Raw genomic sequence first — 17,651 nt, forward strand, 5'->3', positions numbered from 1 at the left:
TTTTAATTTCCACATGAACACTAATAGATATCAGTAAAACAAATACTTAACATCTATTTTACACGTTATTATAAGCAACAATGCGATTTTTAGGCTACATATTCTTCTTTTTTATCCAAACTATTTTACTTTTTGGACAAGAAAAAACATATCATTTTTTACGATATAATGATGATACAAAATCGTATACAAAAGATTTCGAAAGCAAAAATCTTGATTCATCTTTAGATTCGCTTCAAAAAACAGGTTATTATACTTTGACGATTGATTCGATAAAAAATGAAAAAGTTTATCTAAATAAAGGAAAATTGTACCAAACAATTTGGGTGAAAAACAATGAATTGTTCGAAAATAAAAATAATTATTTCCCAACAAATAATTTAGATTCTATTCTAAATAAAATAGCAACAACCAACACTAATCAAGGTTATCCGTTTGCGCAAATAAAACTTGTTCCAAATGGTTTTGAACAAAATGAACAGAAAATTGAATTGGTTTTAGACAAAGGAAATCTGCGAACAATAGATGGTGTAAAATTGGTTGGTTACGAAAAATTATCCAAAGGTTATTTGCGTCATGGACTCAATATAAAAACTGGCGAAGTATACAATGAACAGAAGTGGGCAACAATTTCGACATTAATGCAACAAACCAATTATATTGCAGAAGCGCAATTACCACAAACTTTATTTAAGCCTGATTCTACGATTTTATATTTGTATCCTCGCAAAGTAAATTCAAATTATTTTGATGGTGTTTTAGGTTTTGGAACAGATGATAACGGCGATTTTAGATTGAACGGAAATGTACAACTTTCGTTGAACAACGTGTTCAATAGTTTGGAAGAAATCAGGTTAAATTGGATTGGAACAGCAAATAAAAATACGTCGTTGAATATTGGTGTTAAAGTACCTTATTTGTTCAAATCTGCGATTGGTTCGGAAACGAATTTCAAGCTTTTCAAACAAGATTCTGTTTTTGTGAATTTAGATTTTTCGGAGCGATTATTTTATCAACTCAACCTCAACTCGAATATTGGTGTAAGCGGAATTATACAATCGTCTAACTTTTTGTTGGAAGATGATTCCTATCTAAAATCGAGCTACGACGATTATTCGAAAATTGGTTTTGGTTTGAGTTATCACTATTTCCTGAAACATCCATTTCGTTTGATGGAAGGAAAATCTATGTTGAATGTTGCGGTAAATTCGATTCGTAAAAAGGAAAAGAATTTTTCGTGGACAGAAGATTTGGAAAATAAAACCGTCAATCAAATTGAAGTTGGTCTAAAAACATTTCGTTTATTCGAATTGTCCAAAAAACATTTCTTAAAAGCTGGTGCAGAATTTAGAGGTTTGCTCACGAAAGACGATGATTTCTCCGAAAACGAATTGTACAGAATTGGTGGTTTTGGTAGTTTTAGAGGTTTTAACGAAGAAAGTATTACAACAAATATGTACGGATTTTTGAGTGCAGATTATCGTTTTGTTCCAAGCGAAGCTTTTTATATTGGACTTTTCGCCGATTATGGTTTTATTGATAACAAACGCGCAAATCTGAACACTTCTTTATTAAGTTTAGGAACTGGAATTTCTTTTTTAACGAAAATGGGAATTTTCAATTTGAGTTATGCAGTTGGTAAAACAGACGAAACTTCATTCGATTTTAAAGAATCTAAAATCCACTTTGGGATATTAAGCCAGTTTTAAAAAAACATTACAAAGTTTATTTATCTGTAACCTACATTTATTTAAATCATATCTGTTTGTAATGTCCGTAAAGAAACTTTTATCACAAACAAGTCTGTTTTAATTTACCAAACGTACTGTGTGAATGAATACTAAGAATTTTTATTAAAAAAACTTTAAATTTTTATAGGTTTATTGTTAACATTTTCGTGAAATTAGCTACTTATAAAATACTCACACAAAATAAATTTAAAAATGCGTAAAATTTTTTATCCAGTTTTAGCTTCAGCTTTATTTTTAGCTTCAGCTCAATTGGTGTCTGCACAAGACAATTTAGTTAATTCTTTGAACAAAAATGTTAGTGAAAATAGTAAAGAAGCTTTCAAATTTACTGATGTTATCAATTTAGCTAAAACTCCAGTAGAAAACCAAGGTTCATCAGGAACTTGTTGGTCATATTCAGGAAATTCTTTCTTCGAATCTGAAATGTTAAGAATGGGAAAACAACCTATTCAATTGTCTCCAATTTTCAATGCGAGAAATACATATGTTGAGAAAGGAAAACAATATGTACGTATGCATGGTGCAACAACTTTAGGTGACGGAGGTTCTTTCTATGATGTTTTGAATACAATCAAAAAATATGGAGCTGTTCCAACGGAAACTTATACAGGTCTGAATTATGGAACAAAAATTAATCAATTTGGTGAAATGGCTGCCATTCAAGAAGGAGTTTTGAAAGCGGTTGTTGCAAATCCAAATGGTAAATTAACACCAAACTGGGAGAAAGCCTATACAGCTGTTTTGGATAGCTATTTAGGAGAATATCCAAAAGAATTCACATACAACGGAAAAAAATATACACCACGTACATTTGCTGATCAAGTGGTAGGAATTAATCCAAACGATTATGTTGCGATTACATCTTTCAAAGATCACGACTATTACAAACCGTTTGTATTAGCAATTCCTGATAACTGGGCGTACGAATCTTTCTACAATGTTCCGATGACAGAGATGACTGATAACATTGATTATGCTTTGAAAAACGGATTTACAGTTGCTTGGGCAACAGATGTTTCTGAAAAAGGATTTAGCTGGAAAAATGGTGTGGCTTATGTACCAGAAGTTGATTTTGCAGATATGAATGCACAACAAAAAGCAGATATGTTCAAAGGTCCAAAACCAGAAAAAGTGATTACAGAAGATATGCGTCAAGCTGCTTTTGATGATTATCAAACGACTGATGATCACGGAATGCACATTGTTGGTATTGCAAAAGATCAAAACGGAAAAGATTACTACATTGTGAAAAACTCTTGGGGTTTAACTAACGATTACGAAGGATATCTTTATGTAACAAAAGCTTTTGTTCAGTACAAAACAACAAATATTTTAGTTCATAAAAACGGTGTTCAAAAACAAACGTTGAAAAAATTAGGAATTTAATTTCTGATACAATCATAATAAAAGCATTTCTTCGGAAATGCTTTTTTTGTTTAAAAACGAATATTTCAAATGGTTTGATGTACTTTTGCAGTCTAATTTTTAGTCAATAAATATGCCTCAAAATGTAACGATACGAATTTCTCCTACAGAAGCTGCAAACGAGAAAATTTTGAAACAACGTTTAGCATCTGCTGTTAAAACAAAACCGGAGAATATCAATGCTTACCAAATTATTCGTCGCTCATTAGATGCGCGAAGCCGAAATATTATTTCCCAATTACAAGTCAATGTTTTTGTAAATGAAGAATTTTCTGATGCTTTCGAGTTTCATCCAAATCTTCAAAATGTAGAAAATAAACACGAAGTTTATATTGCTGGTGCTGGTCCTGCTGGATTATTTGCTGCGTTAGAATTAATAGAACAAGGTCTGAAACCAATTATTATCGAGCGTGGTAAAAATGTTCGTGATCGTCGTCGTGATTTAGCTGCGATGAATAAAGAAGGAAAAGTAAATCCTGAATCAAACTATTGTTATGGCGAAGGTGGCGCTGGAACTTATTCGGACGGAAAATTATATACGCGTTCTACAAAACGTGGAAACATTCTGAAATCATTGCAATGGTTTGTCCATTTCGGTGCAACAGAGCGTATTTTACAAGAAGCGCATCCACATATCGGAACAAATAAGTTACCTGGGATTATCGCCAACATGCGCGAAGCAATTATCGAATGTGGTGGTGAAGTTTGGTTTGATACAAAACTAACGGATATTATCATCGAGAATAATCAAATCAAAGGAATTGAAATTAATCATGATAAAAAAATTAAAACTTCTTCTTTGATCTTAGCAACGGGACATTCGGCTCGTGATATTTTCAGAATGTTAGATGAAAAGAAAGTTTTAATCGAAGCAAAACCTTTTGCATTAGGCGTTCGTGTAGAACATCACCAAAGTTTGATTGATTCTGCTCAATATCATTGTCCAATCGGAACAGAACGCAACGAATTTCTTCCGCCAGCCTCGTATTCATTAGTTTCTCAAGAAGCAGGTCGCGGCGTTTTCTCTTTTTGTATGTGTCCCGGTGGAATTATCGCGCCCGCATCTACAGACGAAGGAGAATTGGTAGTAAATGGTTGGTCACCTTCTAAACGTGACGGATTCTTTGCAAACTCGGGAATGGTTGTAACAGTTGATGAAAAAGATTTTGCTAAATATGGTTTTACTGGACCTTTGGGTGGAATGAAGTTTCAACAAATGGTCGAGCAAAAAGCGTGGCAAGTTGGTGAAGGTAAATTAAAAGCTCCCGCACAACGAATGACTGATTTTGTTTCAGGGAAATTATCCAATTCATTAAACGATTGTTCTTATTTACCAGGTTTAACATCAGGTTTATTGAGCGAAGTTTTACCAAAAGAAGTTCATCAATCTTTGAAATTAGGTTTCCAAACATTTGGTAAAAAAATGAATGGTTACTATACCGAAAATGCAAATATTGTGGCAACAGAATCAAGAACTTCTTCGCCTGTTCGTATTCCGAGAAATGAAGAAACCTTAGAACATACGCAAGTTGCTGGTTTATTTCCTTGCGCTGAAGGAGCTGGTTACGCTGGTGGAATTATTTCTGCCGCAATGGACGGAGCAAAAGTTGCAATTGCTGTGAAGAATTTTATCGGAAAATAGTTTTATATTTAATACTCAAAATAAAATACAGATGTCAAGCTGAACTTGTTTTAGCTTCACATCTTTAGGAATGATGAATTTAGAAAAAGTAAATAATTTCAAATTTTTATTGATTTCAGTAGTACTGATTTTGATAGGTTATTCAATCAACTTAATCGGTTGGAATATTGGAACAATTACAATTGCTTATTTTGGATTAGGTTTATTCTTTTTAGGAATTATTTCATTCATCATTTTACTATTTTTAGCTTTAATTAAAATTGTTAATAGAATTTAATGAATCTCTTAAAATCTATACTATTTGTCGGTTTAGGTGGCGCTTTTGGTAGTGTTGCAAGATTTTTAATTTCGTACGGAATCGGAAAATATTATTCACAACCTTTTCCATTTGCTACGTTTTTGACAAATATTATCGGTTGTTTTTTGATTGGCACTTTATATGGATATTCAATCAAAAATGGTTTAGGAAATACCTATTTCAATTTTTTACTGATAACTGGATTTTGTGGAGGTTTCACGACATTTTCAAGTTTTTCGTATGAAAATTTCAACTTAATTCAACAACAAAATTACATCACACCAATTATTTATATTTTTTTGAGTGTACTCATTGGTTTACTCTTTACAATGATTGGTTTTAGATTAACAAAATAACTCTATATCGAAAATAGTTTTCTCTTATTCGTTTTAATGTATTACTTTTAAGCAACTTAAAAAATTAATACATGAGGAAATCTATTTTGATCTGCGGAATCATTTTTGGTTCTGTATTTACTCACGCACAATTAAAAACAGTGAAAAAAACTGACAATAAAGGATATACCTACGAAATGGTAGAAAATGATCCTTCGAATACAAGAATTTATACGCTAAAAAATGGTTTGAAAATCTATTTGGCTCAAATAAAAGACGAACCAAGAATCCAAACTCATATAGCTGTAAAAACAGGTTCTAACAACGATCCAGAAGACAATACTGGTTTGGCTCACTACTTAGAGCATATGGTTTTTAAAGGAACTTCTAAAATTGGAACACAAAATTGGGCTGTTGAAAAACCTTTGATCCAACAAATTTCAGATTTATACGAACAGCACAAAGCAGAAAAAGATCCTGCAAAAAAAGTAGAAATCTATAAAAAAATTGATCAAGTTTCGCAAGAAGCATCCAAATATGCTGTGGCAAACGAATACGATAAATTAATTTCATCTTTGGGAGCATCAGGAACTAATGCACATACATCTTTAGAAGAAACAATTTATCATAATAATATTCCGAATAATGAATTAGAGAAATGGTTAACAGTAGAATCTGAGCGCTTTAGTGAATTAACTTTACGTCTTTTTCATACTGAATTAGAAGCCGTTTACGAAGAATTTAATCGTTCACAAGACAATGATGGACGTTTAGTTTTTTATAAAATGATGGAAACATTGTTTCCAAAATCGCATTACGGAACACAAACAACTATTGGAACTTCAGAACATTTAAAAAATCCATCAATGGTTGCAATTCATAATTATTTCGATAAATATTATGTAGCGAGCAATATGGCTGTGATGTTGATTGGTGATTTCGATTTTGATACGGCTGTTCCAATGATTGACAAATATTTTGGAAATTATGCTACAAAAGCAGCTCCTGCACAATATGTTGCAAAAGAAGAGCCGATTAAAACAATTGTAACAAGCGAAGTTTTTAGTCCATCTTCGGAACGTGTTCAGTTTGCTTACCGTTTTAACGGAGCAAAAAGTTCTGATGCAAAATATGTAACATTAATTGATTATATTTTAAGTAATTCTACAGCTGGATTAATCGACTTAAATATCAATCAACAGCAAAAAACATTAGGAGCAGGAAGCTCTTCTTCTTTCTTTAGAGATTATGGTATGCATTCTTTTTCTGGATCTCCAAAACAGGGACAAAGTTTAGAAGAAGTACGTGATTTATTAATTGCTCAGATTGAAAAAATCAAAAAAGGGGAATTTGATGATTGGATGATAGAAGCAGTTGTAAATGATTTAAGAAAATCTCGTATGAAAAGCTGGGAAAATACTCGTTCTTTAGCAGCAAGTTTGTACAAATCATATATCAATGATGTTCCTTGGGCAGAAGTTGTCGATCAATACGATGATATGGGTCGTGTAACAAAGCAAGAACTAATGGACTTTGCAAAGAATAATTATACGAATAATTATGTAATTGTTTACAAACGTCAAGGTGAAAACAAGGATTTGGTACGTGTTTCGAATCCTGGAATTACGCCAATTCAATTGAATCGTGATGCTGAATCTACTTGGTACAAAGATTTCATGAAGATTAAATCAAGTGAGATTAAACCAGTTTTTGTTGACTTCAAAAAAGAATTGAACGAAAGTAAAATCAAGAATGCAAAATTCACTTCGATTCAGAACAAGACAAACGATATTAGCTCTGTTTACTATATCGCGGATATGGGATCAGACAATAACAAAAAGCTTGGTTTAGCGATTAATTACTTAAATTATTTAGGAACGTCCAAATATTCGCCAGAAAACTTGAAAAAAGAGTTTTATAAAATTGGTGTTGATTATGGAGTTAATCCTGGTACAGAAAGAACTTCTGTTTATATCACAGGTTTACAAAAGAACTTAACAAGCGGAATCAAATTATTTGAACATCTTTTAAGTGATGCCGTTGCAAATAATGAATCTTACCAAGAATATGTGAAAACAATCTTGAAATCAAGAGAAAATTCAAAAAAGAACAAAAACGTGATTTCTTCTTTGTTGAACACTTATGCGCAATATGGACCAAATAATCGCTCGAGAGATATTATTTCTGAAGCTGATTTGAAAGCTATTGATCCAAAAGAATTAACGCAAATCATCAAAGATTTCTTTAATTACAAGCACCAGATTTTCTATTACGGAAATAATGAAGCGGAAACGAAAAAAGCAATTGAACAAAATCATAATTTCGGGAAAAATTTAGATTATCCTAAGAAAAAAGAATATCCACAACCAGCTACAGATGGCAAAGTATATTTTGCTCCTTACGATATGGTACAAGCGGAAATTAATTTCTTTGCTCGTGATACTAAATATGATCCAACTTTGTTGACATCTACAGGAATTTTCAATGAGTATTTTGGTGGAGGTTTGTCATCTATCGTTTTCCAAGAAATTCGCGAGTCTAAATCATTGGCTTATTCTGCTGGTTCTTATTACATTAATGCAAATAAAAAAGATAATTACAATTATGTAAGAGCTGTAATTGGAACACAAGCAAACAAATTGCCACAAGCTGTTGACGCAATGAAAGAATTAATGAATAATATGCCAAAAGCAGAAAATCAATTCAATAATTCTAAGCAAGCAGCACTTAAGCAAATCGCTACAAGTCGTTATACAAAAGCAAATGTGTTCTTTTATTGGTTATCATTACAAGATAAAGGTCTAAATTATGATATCAATAAAGATATTTACGATCAAACATCTAAATTAACATTAGATCAATTGGATCAATTTTTCCAAAAACATATCAAAGGTCAAAACTTCAATGTTGGTTTAATTGGTAAGAAAGAAAACTTAGATTGGCCATCTGTTGAAAAACTTGGACAAGTAAAAGAATTAACGTTAGAAGAGTTGTTTAACTACTAATAATCAAACACATAAAAACAAATAAACGCGTTTAGGAAATCCTACAACGCGTTTATTTTAAAAACTAACCAATGAATGAAATCACTCAAACACCAAATAAGGCTCAATTTCCATAAACTTTTCTTCACTTATTGCATAACATCTTTTCAATGTTTTTGCATCTTTAAAACTCCCACCTAACGAACGTTTAAAATTAAGAATCGTATTTACTTGTTTCTCTGTGAAACCGAGTTTTATCCAATCCTCATGACTCAAATTATTTGGATTAAACTTACCTTTTATTTCTATTTTTTCTGCTACTTTATCTTCACTTTTTGACTGTTCAACTTTTGGCTGCTCAGCTTTATAAATTACATTTTCAGGTAAATCAATATAAGATTCCATTTCTGCATATTTTTCATCCGAAATCATATAACATTTTTTCAATTGTTCTTTCGATTTAAACTGACCTCCCAAAATATTTTTATATTTCATAATTGAAGCAGCTTGTTTAGACGAAAAACCTATTTTTTGCCAATCATTTTCAGAATAACTATTTGGATTAAATTTTACATATTGAATCTTTTTGCCACTTTGTTTTTTCTCATTTTTTTCATCTTCCTTTGATTTTTCTGGTAACAAAATATACGTTTTCATCTCTGCATATTTCGCATCATCAATCACAAAACATTTCCTCAATTGCTCTTTCGAGGTAAACTTTCCTCCAACAATCTGTTTATATTTCATGATTATTTCTGCCTGTTTTGGCGAAAAACCAAGTTTTTCCCAGCCTTGTTGTGGCAAATCATTTGGATTGAAATTTTTGTAAACTATTTTAGTTTTTGGTGATGAATAATCTATAAAACTCGATTTAGATTGTTCTGGTAAAAGAACAAAAGGAGCTAATTCATTATACTTTCCTTCATCGATAACATAACATTTCTTAAGCTGTTCTTTCGATGTAAATTCTCCGCCAACAATTCCTTTATATTTCAAAATGACTTCGGCTTGACGTTCCGAAAACCCTAAATTCATCCAATCTTCTAAAGATAATTCGTTTGGGTTAAAGGGTTTGATTGAATCTTTTACTTGTTTATTTGAAGTAGAATTAAATGTATAATTTTTCGGAGTTTTTTGATAATTTGCTAGCAAAGCTTTATCTGCTTCTGATAATTGATATGTTTCTTTTTCAACTGAAATATGTTGAAAAATCTCAAATAACAAAATCAAAACAAATAATAAATACAAGCCAAATCTTTGCGATTTATTCAGGTAAAAAGTAGATTTTTTTAAATATTTCATCTTGGTTGGAAAAGAAGTGAAAATAATATCCTTATCAAACACTCACGATATCGAAAACGACATAACCATCAAATATTTAACAAATTAAGAAATCTAAAATTAATAAAAGGTTTTAAGTATTTGTAAATATTTTTTACAAATCAAAAACCGATTTTCGTTTGATAACAAAACAATCTTTTACCCAAAAAAAGAATAACATAATAAAATAACCAATAAAGGTTAAACCGAAAGTTGCAAAGGTTAAATAAATGAAAATCAAACGTAATTTTGCAACGCGAATTCCCAATTTGTCTGCAAATCGCGAAATCACATTAAACCATTCTGTTTCGGTAAAATTCCTAATTTGATCTTTCATTTAACGTAAAATTTGTTGTCCGATAGCGCAATTTAAACATTTTTTTTCGGAGCAATATCTTTTTTTAAGTTGAATTAATTGTTGAGAATCTTTTGCGGTTTTATTTTCAAAACCAATTCGTTCAAATTCATCTAAAATCGAGTTATTTTCCGCTTCCATTTCATTTAATAAATCCAAATAAAAATCAATTTCTACCTCATCTTTTTGTCGCTCAAAAGCATAACGAATCGGAATAATAGAATTGATGAGCAAATTATTTATTTTATCTTTTGAAAGATTTTTGAGTTGAAATTTTGATTCGTTCTTAAATGTATAATGCGTTTCCCAAAAAGAATTTAATTCCAAATTTTCGAAGATTTTATAAAATTCTTTCAAATTTTTTGGCTGAATAATTTCAGAAAACAAACTTTGATAATTCACATAAATCGATGCTAATTGCGCCAAACGAATCGTCGGAAAACCAATTGGTCGCATTTTCGAAAATCGGAACAAACTATTTTCAATTGATTCTAATTGATATTTATTTTTCAGGAATTGATATTCGTTTTTTAATTGCTTAGAATAATCATTTTCATAATTTTCTTCTAAAAATCCAGCTTGTCCAAAAAACAAGGCTTCAACTTTTTGGGCATTAAATTGTATTTTTTGCAAAACTTTGAACGGAAAAGAATTTGCCCAAATCTCAAAAGTTTCTACATTAACTTTTAATCCAAAATTCTTTGCCAAACTTTTGAACAATGTTTCTTCCCAATTGGAATTATTGTGTTCTAAAATTTGTACAATATCGTTTGTTTTTTCTTCGAAACGTTCGATTAAAATTCGTTCAAACCAAAAAGAAAATTGCTTCAAATCAATTGAATCTAAAAATTCTTCACAATAAATTTTATCCAACTTAGAATTAATAATATTTTGATAATTAAAAACAATTTCCGGTTTTACAAAATCTTGTAAAATCAAAGTTTGTACATTACGTTGACGCAAAATATCAACTTCACAATCGTGATTCCATACAACATGCAAAATCACATTTTGATACGATAAATCATTTGAATGTTGATGAAAATTCCAATCCGAAGAATTGACATGCATTTCGACACTTCCAATCCACAATTTATCGCCAATGATGATTTCTGCTTCCAAAAAATCTGGCCCAGCATGATGGTTTAACTTTCCAACTTTCACAATTTCAATGAAATCTCCATGAAAAGTTTGTAAGCTTTGATGTGAAAATTGATTCAATTTCCATATATGATGTAGAAAAATTTCTTTCATAGACAAAAGTTAATCAATGAATTATAAAAAATCATTAAAATAAATACTTATTTTTTTTAAATTAATTAAACGTTTGTTTAACTTTGCACGTTCAATTTTTATAAGATGAAATTAAGTGAGAAGCAAATAGAAATTTTGGGCGCGGCTGAACGAGTTTTTGGAAGACGAGGAATTGATGCTGCAAGTGTTCGAGAAATTGCAAAAGAAGCAAACATTAACATTGCGATGATTAGCTATTATTTTGGATCAAAAGATAAATTGGTCGAGAATTTATTTAGTTGGCGTATCACAACTTTCAATGAATCATTGGCCTCGATTTCTCAAAATTCGACACTTTCTCCATTTGAAAAGTTACAGTCAATCCTAAAAGCTTATTTGAATAGAATTTTAGATAAACCTGAATTTCATGGAATTATGGCAAGAGAATATTCGAAAAGAGATTCAATTTTAGAAATTGATTGTAAAGTCAATGAGTTAAAAACGAAAAATTTAGAATATATCACTAACATTATTAGTGAAGGATATTCTGAAGGCGTTTTTAAACGAAAAGCTCCTGCCGAAGCTGTTGTAATGGTAGTTATTGGCGGAACATCTTATTTGATTTTGAACGAAAAAACATATATGAAACAATGGGGATTATCTTCTCATGAAGAGTTTACAGAACATATTCACGAAGAATATTACCCTTATTTAATAGATTCTTTAAAAGCAATTTTACTATACGATGAAAAATAAAATTTTCTTACCGATTTGTTTAGTTGTTGCTACTTTCGCTCATGCGCAGGAAACCAACGTTTCTTTGCAGGAAGTTATTCAACAAAGTTTGCAGAACAACAAATCTGTGAAAGTTGCCGAAGCTGCTAAAAATACAAGTGAGTATAAAGTACAAAGCGCGAAAAACAATCGTTTACCAGACATTTCGTTGAGTGGACAATATATGCATTTGTTTACGACAACAAATGTAGACATCAAACTTCCGATGCAATCTTCTGGTGGAGGAATGGGAGTTGAACCGAACCAATTATTATTAGGACAAGCAAGTGCTTCTGTTCCTGTTTTTGCTGGATTTAAAATTAAAAATGCAATCAAAAGCAATGAATTAATGGTTGATTTATCAAACTTACAAATCGAAGCAACAAAAGAAAATGTGGTTTGGCAAGCTATTAATTTATATTTTGGATTGTACAAAACGCAACGTTCTATCGATGTGTTGAATGAAAACTTAGTGAGAGCAAATCAACGTGTGAAAGATTTTCAAAACTTTTTGGATAACGGAATCATCGCGAGAAATGATTTGTTGAGAGCAAAATTGCAAGCATCGAATGTGCAAGTTGCAATTGATGAAGCCGAAACGCAATACAAAAACATCAATTACCGATTGAATTTATTGACTGGACAAGACGAAAGTAAAATCGTTCATGTTGATAATGTAGAAACCTTGAAAACCATCAATCAAAATTCTCAAGATTACGTCAATCGTACAGATATTAAATCATATGATGTAAAAAATCAGATTGCTGATAGTCAAATCAAAATTGCGAAAGCAGCTTATTACCCTCAATTAGCGGTTTCAGCTGGATATATTGCGATGGATATTGATAAAGTTGCTTCGGTTACAAATGCAACAAATGTTGGTGTCGGATTGAAATATGATTTATCTTCTTTGTATAAAAATAAAGCAGAAGTTGAAATTGCAAAAGCTCAGAAATTAGAAAATGAGATGCAAAAAGAAACGACAATTGATAAAGCTAAAGTTGAAATGAACGAAGCTTTTCAAAAGTATGATTTAGCAAAAAAGAAAAATAATGTTTACAAAGAAGCTGTAGAACAAGCGAACGAAAACTACAGAATTGTAAAAGATAAAAATGACAACGGATTGGCTGATACAGACGATTTATTAGAAGCGGATGTACAACAATTGCAAGCAAAAATCAATCAAGTTGTCGGAGATGCTGACGAACAATTAGCGATCTACGAATATTACTATACTACAGGAATTTTATTAGAAAACGTACAATAACACCTCTCGATATGGAAGAAAATAATCAAGAAAAGAAAAAAATAAATTCAAAATTTATCATCGTTTTAGGAGCATTAATCATCCTTGGAGGTGGATATGGAGTTTATAAATATTTACACGGACAAGCGCACGAAATTACTGATGATGCACAAATTGAATCAAAAATAACACCTGTTATACCTAAAGTTTCAGGATACATTCAGAAGATTTTAGTAGAAGATAACCAAATGGTTCACAAAGGTGATACATTAGTTGTTTTGGATGGATCTGAATTTGCCTTGAAATTGCAACAATCGCAAGATGCTCTATTACAAGCAGAAGGTCAATTAGGAGTTGCTCACGCAGGTGTTTCTCAAGCTGGTGCAGCTATTGGAGTGACAGAAGCTGGTGCAGTTGCAGCAAATACAACAATCGAAACAGCTCAAGCAAGTGTTAATACAGCTCAAGCAAATGTAGAAGCAGCAAAAGTACAAGTTTGGAGAACGAAAAATGATTTTGATCGTTACAATAAATTATACCAAAATCAATCGATCACAAAACAACAATACGAGCAAGCTTTAGCAGCAAAAGAAACAGCTGAAAAGCAATTGCGAATTGTACAAGAACAATTAGGTGTTTCTCGTGCTCAATTAGCTTCTACAGCAAAACAAGCGCAAGCTACAGCAAAACAAGTGAACACTTCGAAAGCACAAGCTGATGCTTCAAAAGCACAAATTAAAGTTGCGGAAGCAGCAATTGGTCAAAGCAAAACAAACATCGATAATGCAAAATTATATTTGTCTTATACGTATGTAATTGCAGCTGAAGATGGACAAGTTTCTAAAATTAATTTACAACCAGGACAATTGGTTCAAGCTGGTCAATCTTTGTTTAATATTGTGACAACAAATAATATTTGGGTTGTGGCAAATTACAAAGAAACTCAATTAGAAAAAATTAGAGTTGGACAAGAAGCCATCATCAAAGTAGATGCATATCCAAACCACGAATTCAAAGCGAAAGTAACGTCTTTATCTCCTGCAACTGGTGCTAAATTTGCGTTATTACCTCCAGATAATGCGTCTGGTAACTTCGTAAAAACAGTTCAACGTCTTCCTATTAAAATCGAATTTATCGATCAAAAAGACGAAATGTTGAAAATGATTCGTCCTGGTATGAACGTGGAAGCTGATATTCTTTTAAAATCGAATACTTCTGCAAAGTAATAACACCTATTCAGAAAAATTATGGAAGAAAATAATTTAGTTGAATATGGTGCAAGACGTGTAATCATCACCATTACCGCCATCATGTGTGCATTGTTAGAGATTGTTGATACAACAATTGTTAACGTTGCAATGAACGACATGAAAGGTAGTTTGGGTGTCTCTTTAACTGATATTGCGTGGGTGGTTACCGCTTACGCAATTGCCAACGTAATTGTAGTGCCGATGACCAGCTGGTTGTCGCAACAATTTGGACGACGCAATTATTTTGCGGCTTCGATTATCATTTTTACAGTTGCCTCATTTCTTTGTGGAAATGCAACAACATTGTGGGAAATTATCTTGTTCCGATTTATTCAAGGACTTGGTGGTGGAGCGCTGTTGGTAACTTCGCAAACTATTATTACCGAAAGTTATCCACCCGAAAAACGTGGTTTAGCGCAAGCAATCTACGGAATGGGAGTTATCGTTGGTCCTACGCTTGGTCCGCCTTTGGGAGGTTATATTATTGATAATTGGTCTTGGCCATATATATTTTACATCAATATTCCGATCGGGATTATTGCAGTATTGTTAACGATATCATTTGTTCGCAGTCCAAAATATGCAGAAAAATCAAAACTAAGCCAAGTCGATTTCTTGGGAATTATTTTGTTAGCCATTGCAGTTGGATCGTTACAATATGTGTTAGAACACGGACAACAAGACGACTGGTTCTCAGATTCGACAATTGTAACCTTGAGTATTGCAAGTTTCTTCGGATTCATTTTATTTGTTTGGCGAGAATTAGTTTTCAAACATCCAATTGTAAATTTACGTGTACTGAAAGATAGTAACTTAGCAGTTGGTACTATTTTATCCTTCATCTTAGGATTTGGATTATATGGATCGACATTCGTTATTCCAATTTATACACAATCAATCTTAGGATGGACTGCAACTGATGCAGGTTTATTATTAATTCCTTCATCGTTGATGACTGCTTTCATGATGCCAATCATCGCAACAATGTTACAAAAAGGTGTACCACCAAAATATATGGTTGCAGGAGGATTCTTTATCTTTTTCTGTTACAGTTTTTGGTCATACAAAATCTTAACACCAGACACAGGTTCAGAGCATTTCTTCTGGCCATTAATTGTACGTGGAGTTGGATTGGGATTATTATTTGTACCTGTTACCACACTTTCACTTTCGAGCTTGAAAGGGCAACAAATTGGTGAAGGAGCTGCCTTTACAGGTATGATGCGTCAGTTAGGAGGATCTTTTGGTATCGCGATTATTACAACATTTATTTCTCGTTGGACAGTTGGACACCGAACAAATTTAGTTTCGCATCTTGATACATCCGATTTTGATGTACAAAAACATATTCAAAATTTACAAATGAGCTTCGTGAGTAAAGGTTTTGCCCCAAATGAAGCATTAAACAAAGCCTACAACCTACTCGATTTACAAGTTACTAAACAAGCAACTGTATTAACGTACATGGATGTTTTCTTGTATTTGGGTGTAGTTTTCCTAATCTGTATTCCGTTTATTTTGTTCTTTATCAAAAAAGGAGCAGGTAAAGTAATCAGTGCAGGACATTAATAAGAATAATTATTTTTAGTATTTCAGGTTTTTTATAAATGTAAAATCCATCTCAGTTCTTGAGATGGATTTTTTGTTGAATTATTTATTTTTATTTATCAGAAATAGATTACTTTAGAAACTTAATACTATTTATGAAAAACTCTATATTAACATCTATTACAGCTTATTTCCTCTTTTCTTTTTCTGTCAATGCGCAAAAAGTTTATACATCAGACGTGGATAATTTTTGGACTGCTTATGATAAAATCACTCAAACAAAAGATTCTGTATTGCAATATAAATATCTAAATGACGAGTATTTATCAAAAGGAACAGAAGGTTTAAAATTAATTAGAGAAGCAAGAAATTATACCGAAAAAGATTATATCAATGCAATTAATACTTATCCTAAATTCTGGAATTCGGTTCGAAAAAATACCTTAAAGTCTAAGAATCTATCAAAAGATTTGAATAAAGGAATTAAAAAACTCCGATTGATTTATCCTGAATTAAAACCAGCTAATATTTACTTTACAATTGGTGCATTACGTACAAATGGAACAATAAAAGATGGAAGTGTTTTGATTGGAAGCGAAATTGCGATGACGGATAAAAATACCATTACAGACGAATTTCCTGAAAATCAACGCAACTCAAGACGTTTGTATTTTGATAGCGAACCGATTAATAATTTAATATTATTAAATGCGCATGAGTATGTACATACACAACAAAAATTACCAGCAAACAATCTTCTTTCTAATGTTATTTACGAAGGTATTGCAGAATTTGTCTCCACAAAAGCAATGAATGTACCATCGGTAGCTCCTGCAATAGCTTATGGTAAGAAGAATAACGAAAAAGTAAGAGCACGATTTGAACAAGAAATGTTTACTCTTAATAATTTAAACAAATGGCTTTGGGGAGATTCTCCAAATGAGTTTGGTGTAAGAGATTTAGGTTATTATGTCGGTTATCAGATGGCTGAAAACTATTACAATCAAGCGAATAATAAACAAAATGCAATAAAAGAATTAATCGAATTAGATTATGCAAACGAAGCTGTTATTGAAGATTATGTAACTAAATCAAATTATTTTTCTAAATCATTAGAAGAACTTCAAAAAGATTTTGAAAGCAAAAGACCTACTGTTCTTGGAATAAAACAATTTAACAATTACAGTAAAAATGTTGATCCCAAAACAAAAGAGATTACCATCAATTTTTCTGAACCTCTAAATGGATTTAATACTGGAGTAGATTATGGTGAATTAGGTGAAGCCGCATTTCCTAAAAGTGATTTCAAGAAAAGATATTGGTCAAATGATAATAAAAGTTGGACAATTAGTGTAGAATTAGAACCAAATAAAAAATATCAGTTTATGATTACAAGTAATTTTAGAAATACAACTAATTACCCTCTAAAAAATTATTTGATAGAATTTGAAACTTCTAATTAGGTTTTTGAAGACACTGTACCAAAAACT

The 17,651-nt window shown here is 31.6% G+C and carries 14 protein-coding genes; 11 read left to right on the plus strand and 3 right to left on the minus strand.

The window, feature by feature from the left end; all coding sequences use genetic code 11:
• Positions 1–80 precede the first annotated feature (80 nt).
• The 6 genes from B4J88_RS10535 (at position 81) to B4J88_RS10560 (ending at position 8,456) form a co-directional block, all read left to right on the plus strand.
• The gene (locus B4J88_RS10535) at positions 81–1,709 is read left to right on the plus strand and encodes a hypothetical protein (RefSeq protein WP_291067606.1); all 1,629 of its coding nucleotides are present in this window, start codon (positions 81–83) and stop codon (positions 1,707–1,709) included.
• Positions 1,710–1,943: 234 nt separating this feature from the next.
• Positions 1,944–3,137, plus strand: coding sequence for an aminopeptidase C (locus B4J88_RS10540; protein ID WP_291067608.1), 1,194 nt, complete (start codon positions 1,944–1,946; stop codon positions 3,135–3,137).
• A 112-nt stretch (positions 3,138–3,249) separates the two neighbouring features.
• Positions 3,250–4,818 carry an NAD(P)/FAD-dependent oxidoreductase gene (locus B4J88_RS10545; RefSeq protein WP_125349603.1) on the plus strand — a complete coding sequence of 523 codons (1,569 nt, stop codon included), beginning with the start codon at positions 3,250–3,252 and terminating at the stop codon, positions 4,816–4,818.
• Between the two features lie 70 nt (positions 4,819–4,888).
• Entirely contained in the window at positions 4,889–5,095 is a 207-nt protein-coding gene (locus B4J88_RS10550; RefSeq protein ID WP_125349604.1) for a hypothetical protein, read from the plus strand.
• Positions 5,095–5,472, plus strand: a complete 378-nt coding sequence (gene crcB, locus B4J88_RS10555) for a fluoride efflux transporter CrcB (RefSeq protein ID WP_125349605.1) — start codon at positions 5,095–5,097, stop codon at positions 5,470–5,472. The genes B4J88_RS10550 and crcB overlap by 1 nt, the downstream gene beginning before the upstream one ends.
• A gap of 71 nt (positions 5,473–5,543) precedes the next feature.
• Positions 5,544–8,456 (plus strand): M16 family metallopeptidase, encoded by a 2,913-nt coding sequence (locus tag B4J88_RS10560; RefSeq protein WP_115001672.1) that lies wholly within the window; start codon positions 5,544–5,546, stop codon positions 8,454–8,456.
• An 81-nt stretch (positions 8,457–8,537) separates the two neighbouring features.
• On the opposite strand, the gene B4J88_RS10565 is transcribed toward B4J88_RS10560, so the two are convergent.
• The 3 genes from B4J88_RS10565 to B4J88_RS10575 form a co-directional block, all read right to left on the minus strand.
• Positions 8,538–9,737, minus strand: coding sequence for a helix-hairpin-helix domain-containing protein (locus tag B4J88_RS10565; RefSeq protein WP_219033727.1), 1,200 nt, complete (start codon positions 9,735–9,737; stop codon positions 8,538–8,540).
• A 133-nt stretch (positions 9,738–9,870) separates the two neighbouring features.
• Positions 9,871–10,092: a PspC family transcriptional regulator gene (locus tag B4J88_RS10570; RefSeq protein WP_125349608.1), complete on the minus strand. Its 222-nt coding sequence runs from the start codon at positions 10,090–10,092 to the stop codon at positions 9,871–9,873.
• A complete protein-coding gene (locus B4J88_RS10575; RefSeq protein WP_291067611.1) occupies positions 10,093–11,364 on the minus strand; it encodes a DUF2851 family protein in 1,272 nt (423 codons plus the stop codon).
• A 105-nt stretch (positions 11,365–11,469) separates the two neighbouring features.
• Between B4J88_RS10575 and B4J88_RS10580 the strand changes: the two genes are divergently transcribed.
• The 5 genes from B4J88_RS10580 (at position 11,470) to B4J88_RS10600 (ending at position 17,624) form a co-directional block, all read left to right on the plus strand.
• Positions 11,470–12,099, plus strand: a complete 630-nt coding sequence (locus B4J88_RS10580) for a TetR/AcrR family transcriptional regulator (protein WP_219033728.1) — start codon at positions 11,470–11,472, stop codon at positions 12,097–12,099.
• Positions 12,089–13,384 (plus strand): TolC family protein, encoded by a 1,296-nt coding sequence (locus B4J88_RS10585; protein WP_052217631.1) that lies wholly within the window; start codon positions 12,089–12,091, stop codon positions 13,382–13,384. Before B4J88_RS10580 ends, B4J88_RS10585 begins: the two co-directional genes overlap by 11 nt.
• Before the next feature lie 11 nt (positions 13,385–13,395).
• The gene (locus B4J88_RS10590; RefSeq protein WP_038332984.1) at positions 13,396–14,589 is read left to right on the plus strand and encodes an HlyD family secretion protein; all 1,194 of its coding nucleotides are present in this window, start codon (positions 13,396–13,398) and stop codon (positions 14,587–14,589) included.
• Between the two features lie 21 nt (positions 14,590–14,610).
• Entirely contained in the window at positions 14,611–16,182 is a 1,572-nt protein-coding gene (locus B4J88_RS10595; protein ID WP_125349612.1) for a DHA2 family efflux MFS transporter permease subunit, read from the plus strand.
• A 134-nt stretch (positions 16,183–16,316) separates the two neighbouring features.
• The gene (locus B4J88_RS10600; protein ID WP_291067614.1) at positions 16,317–17,624 is read left to right on the plus strand and encodes a DUF2268 domain-containing putative Zn-dependent protease; all 1,308 of its coding nucleotides are present in this window, start codon (positions 16,317–16,319) and stop codon (positions 17,622–17,624) included.
• Positions 17,625–17,651 lie beyond the last annotated feature (27 nt).

It is taken from the genome of Empedobacter sp. UBA5036 (assembly GCF_002415215.1).
Lineage (GTDB): Bacteria > Bacteroidota > Bacteroidia > Flavobacteriales > Weeksellaceae > Empedobacter > Empedobacter falsenii_B.

Bases quoted from the DNA above. Each gene is read 5' to 3' on its own strand.
- B4J88_RS10535 (WP_291067606.1), top strand. From the start codon at position 81: ATGCGATTTTTAGGCTACATATTCTTCTTTTTTATCCAAACTATTTTA.
- B4J88_RS10540 (WP_291067608.1), top strand. From the start codon at position 1,944: ATGCGTAAAATTTTTTATCCAGTTTTAGCTTCAGCTTTATTTTTAGCT.
- B4J88_RS10545 (WP_125349603.1), top strand. From the start codon at position 3,250: ATGCCTCAAAATGTAACGATACGAATTTCTCCTACAGAAGCTGCAAAC.
- B4J88_RS10550 (WP_125349604.1), top strand. From the start codon at position 4,889: ATGATGAATTTAGAAAAAGTAAATAATTTCAAATTTTTATTGATTTCA.
- crcB (WP_125349605.1), top strand. From the start codon at position 5,095: ATGAATCTCTTAAAATCTATACTATTTGTCGGTTTAGGTGGCGCTTTT.
- B4J88_RS10560 (WP_115001672.1), top strand. From the start codon at position 5,544: ATGAGGAAATCTATTTTGATCTGCGGAATCATTTTTGGTTCTGTATTT.
- B4J88_RS10565 (WP_219033727.1), bottom strand. From the start codon at position 9,737: ATGAAATATTTAAAAAAATCTACTTTTTACCTGAATAAATCGCAAAGA.
- B4J88_RS10570 (WP_125349608.1), bottom strand. From the start codon at position 10,092: ATGAAAGATCAAATTAGGAATTTTACCGAAACAGAATGGTTTAATGTG.
- B4J88_RS10575 (WP_291067611.1), bottom strand. From the start codon at position 11,364: ATGAAAGAAATTTTTCTACATCATATATGGAAATTGAATCAATTTTCA.
- B4J88_RS10580 (WP_219033728.1), top strand. From the start codon at position 11,470: ATGAAATTAAGTGAGAAGCAAATAGAAATTTTGGGCGCGGCTGAACGA.
- B4J88_RS10585 (WP_052217631.1), top strand. From the start codon at position 12,089: ATGAAAAATAAAATTTTCTTACCGATTTGTTTAGTTGTTGCTACTTTC.
- B4J88_RS10590 (WP_038332984.1), top strand. From the start codon at position 13,396: ATGGAAGAAAATAATCAAGAAAAGAAAAAAATAAATTCAAAATTTATC.
- B4J88_RS10595 (WP_125349612.1), top strand. From the start codon at position 14,611: ATGGAAGAAAATAATTTAGTTGAATATGGTGCAAGACGTGTAATCATC.
- B4J88_RS10600 (WP_291067614.1), top strand. From the start codon at position 16,317: ATGAAAAACTCTATATTAACATCTATTACAGCTTATTTCCTCTTTTCT.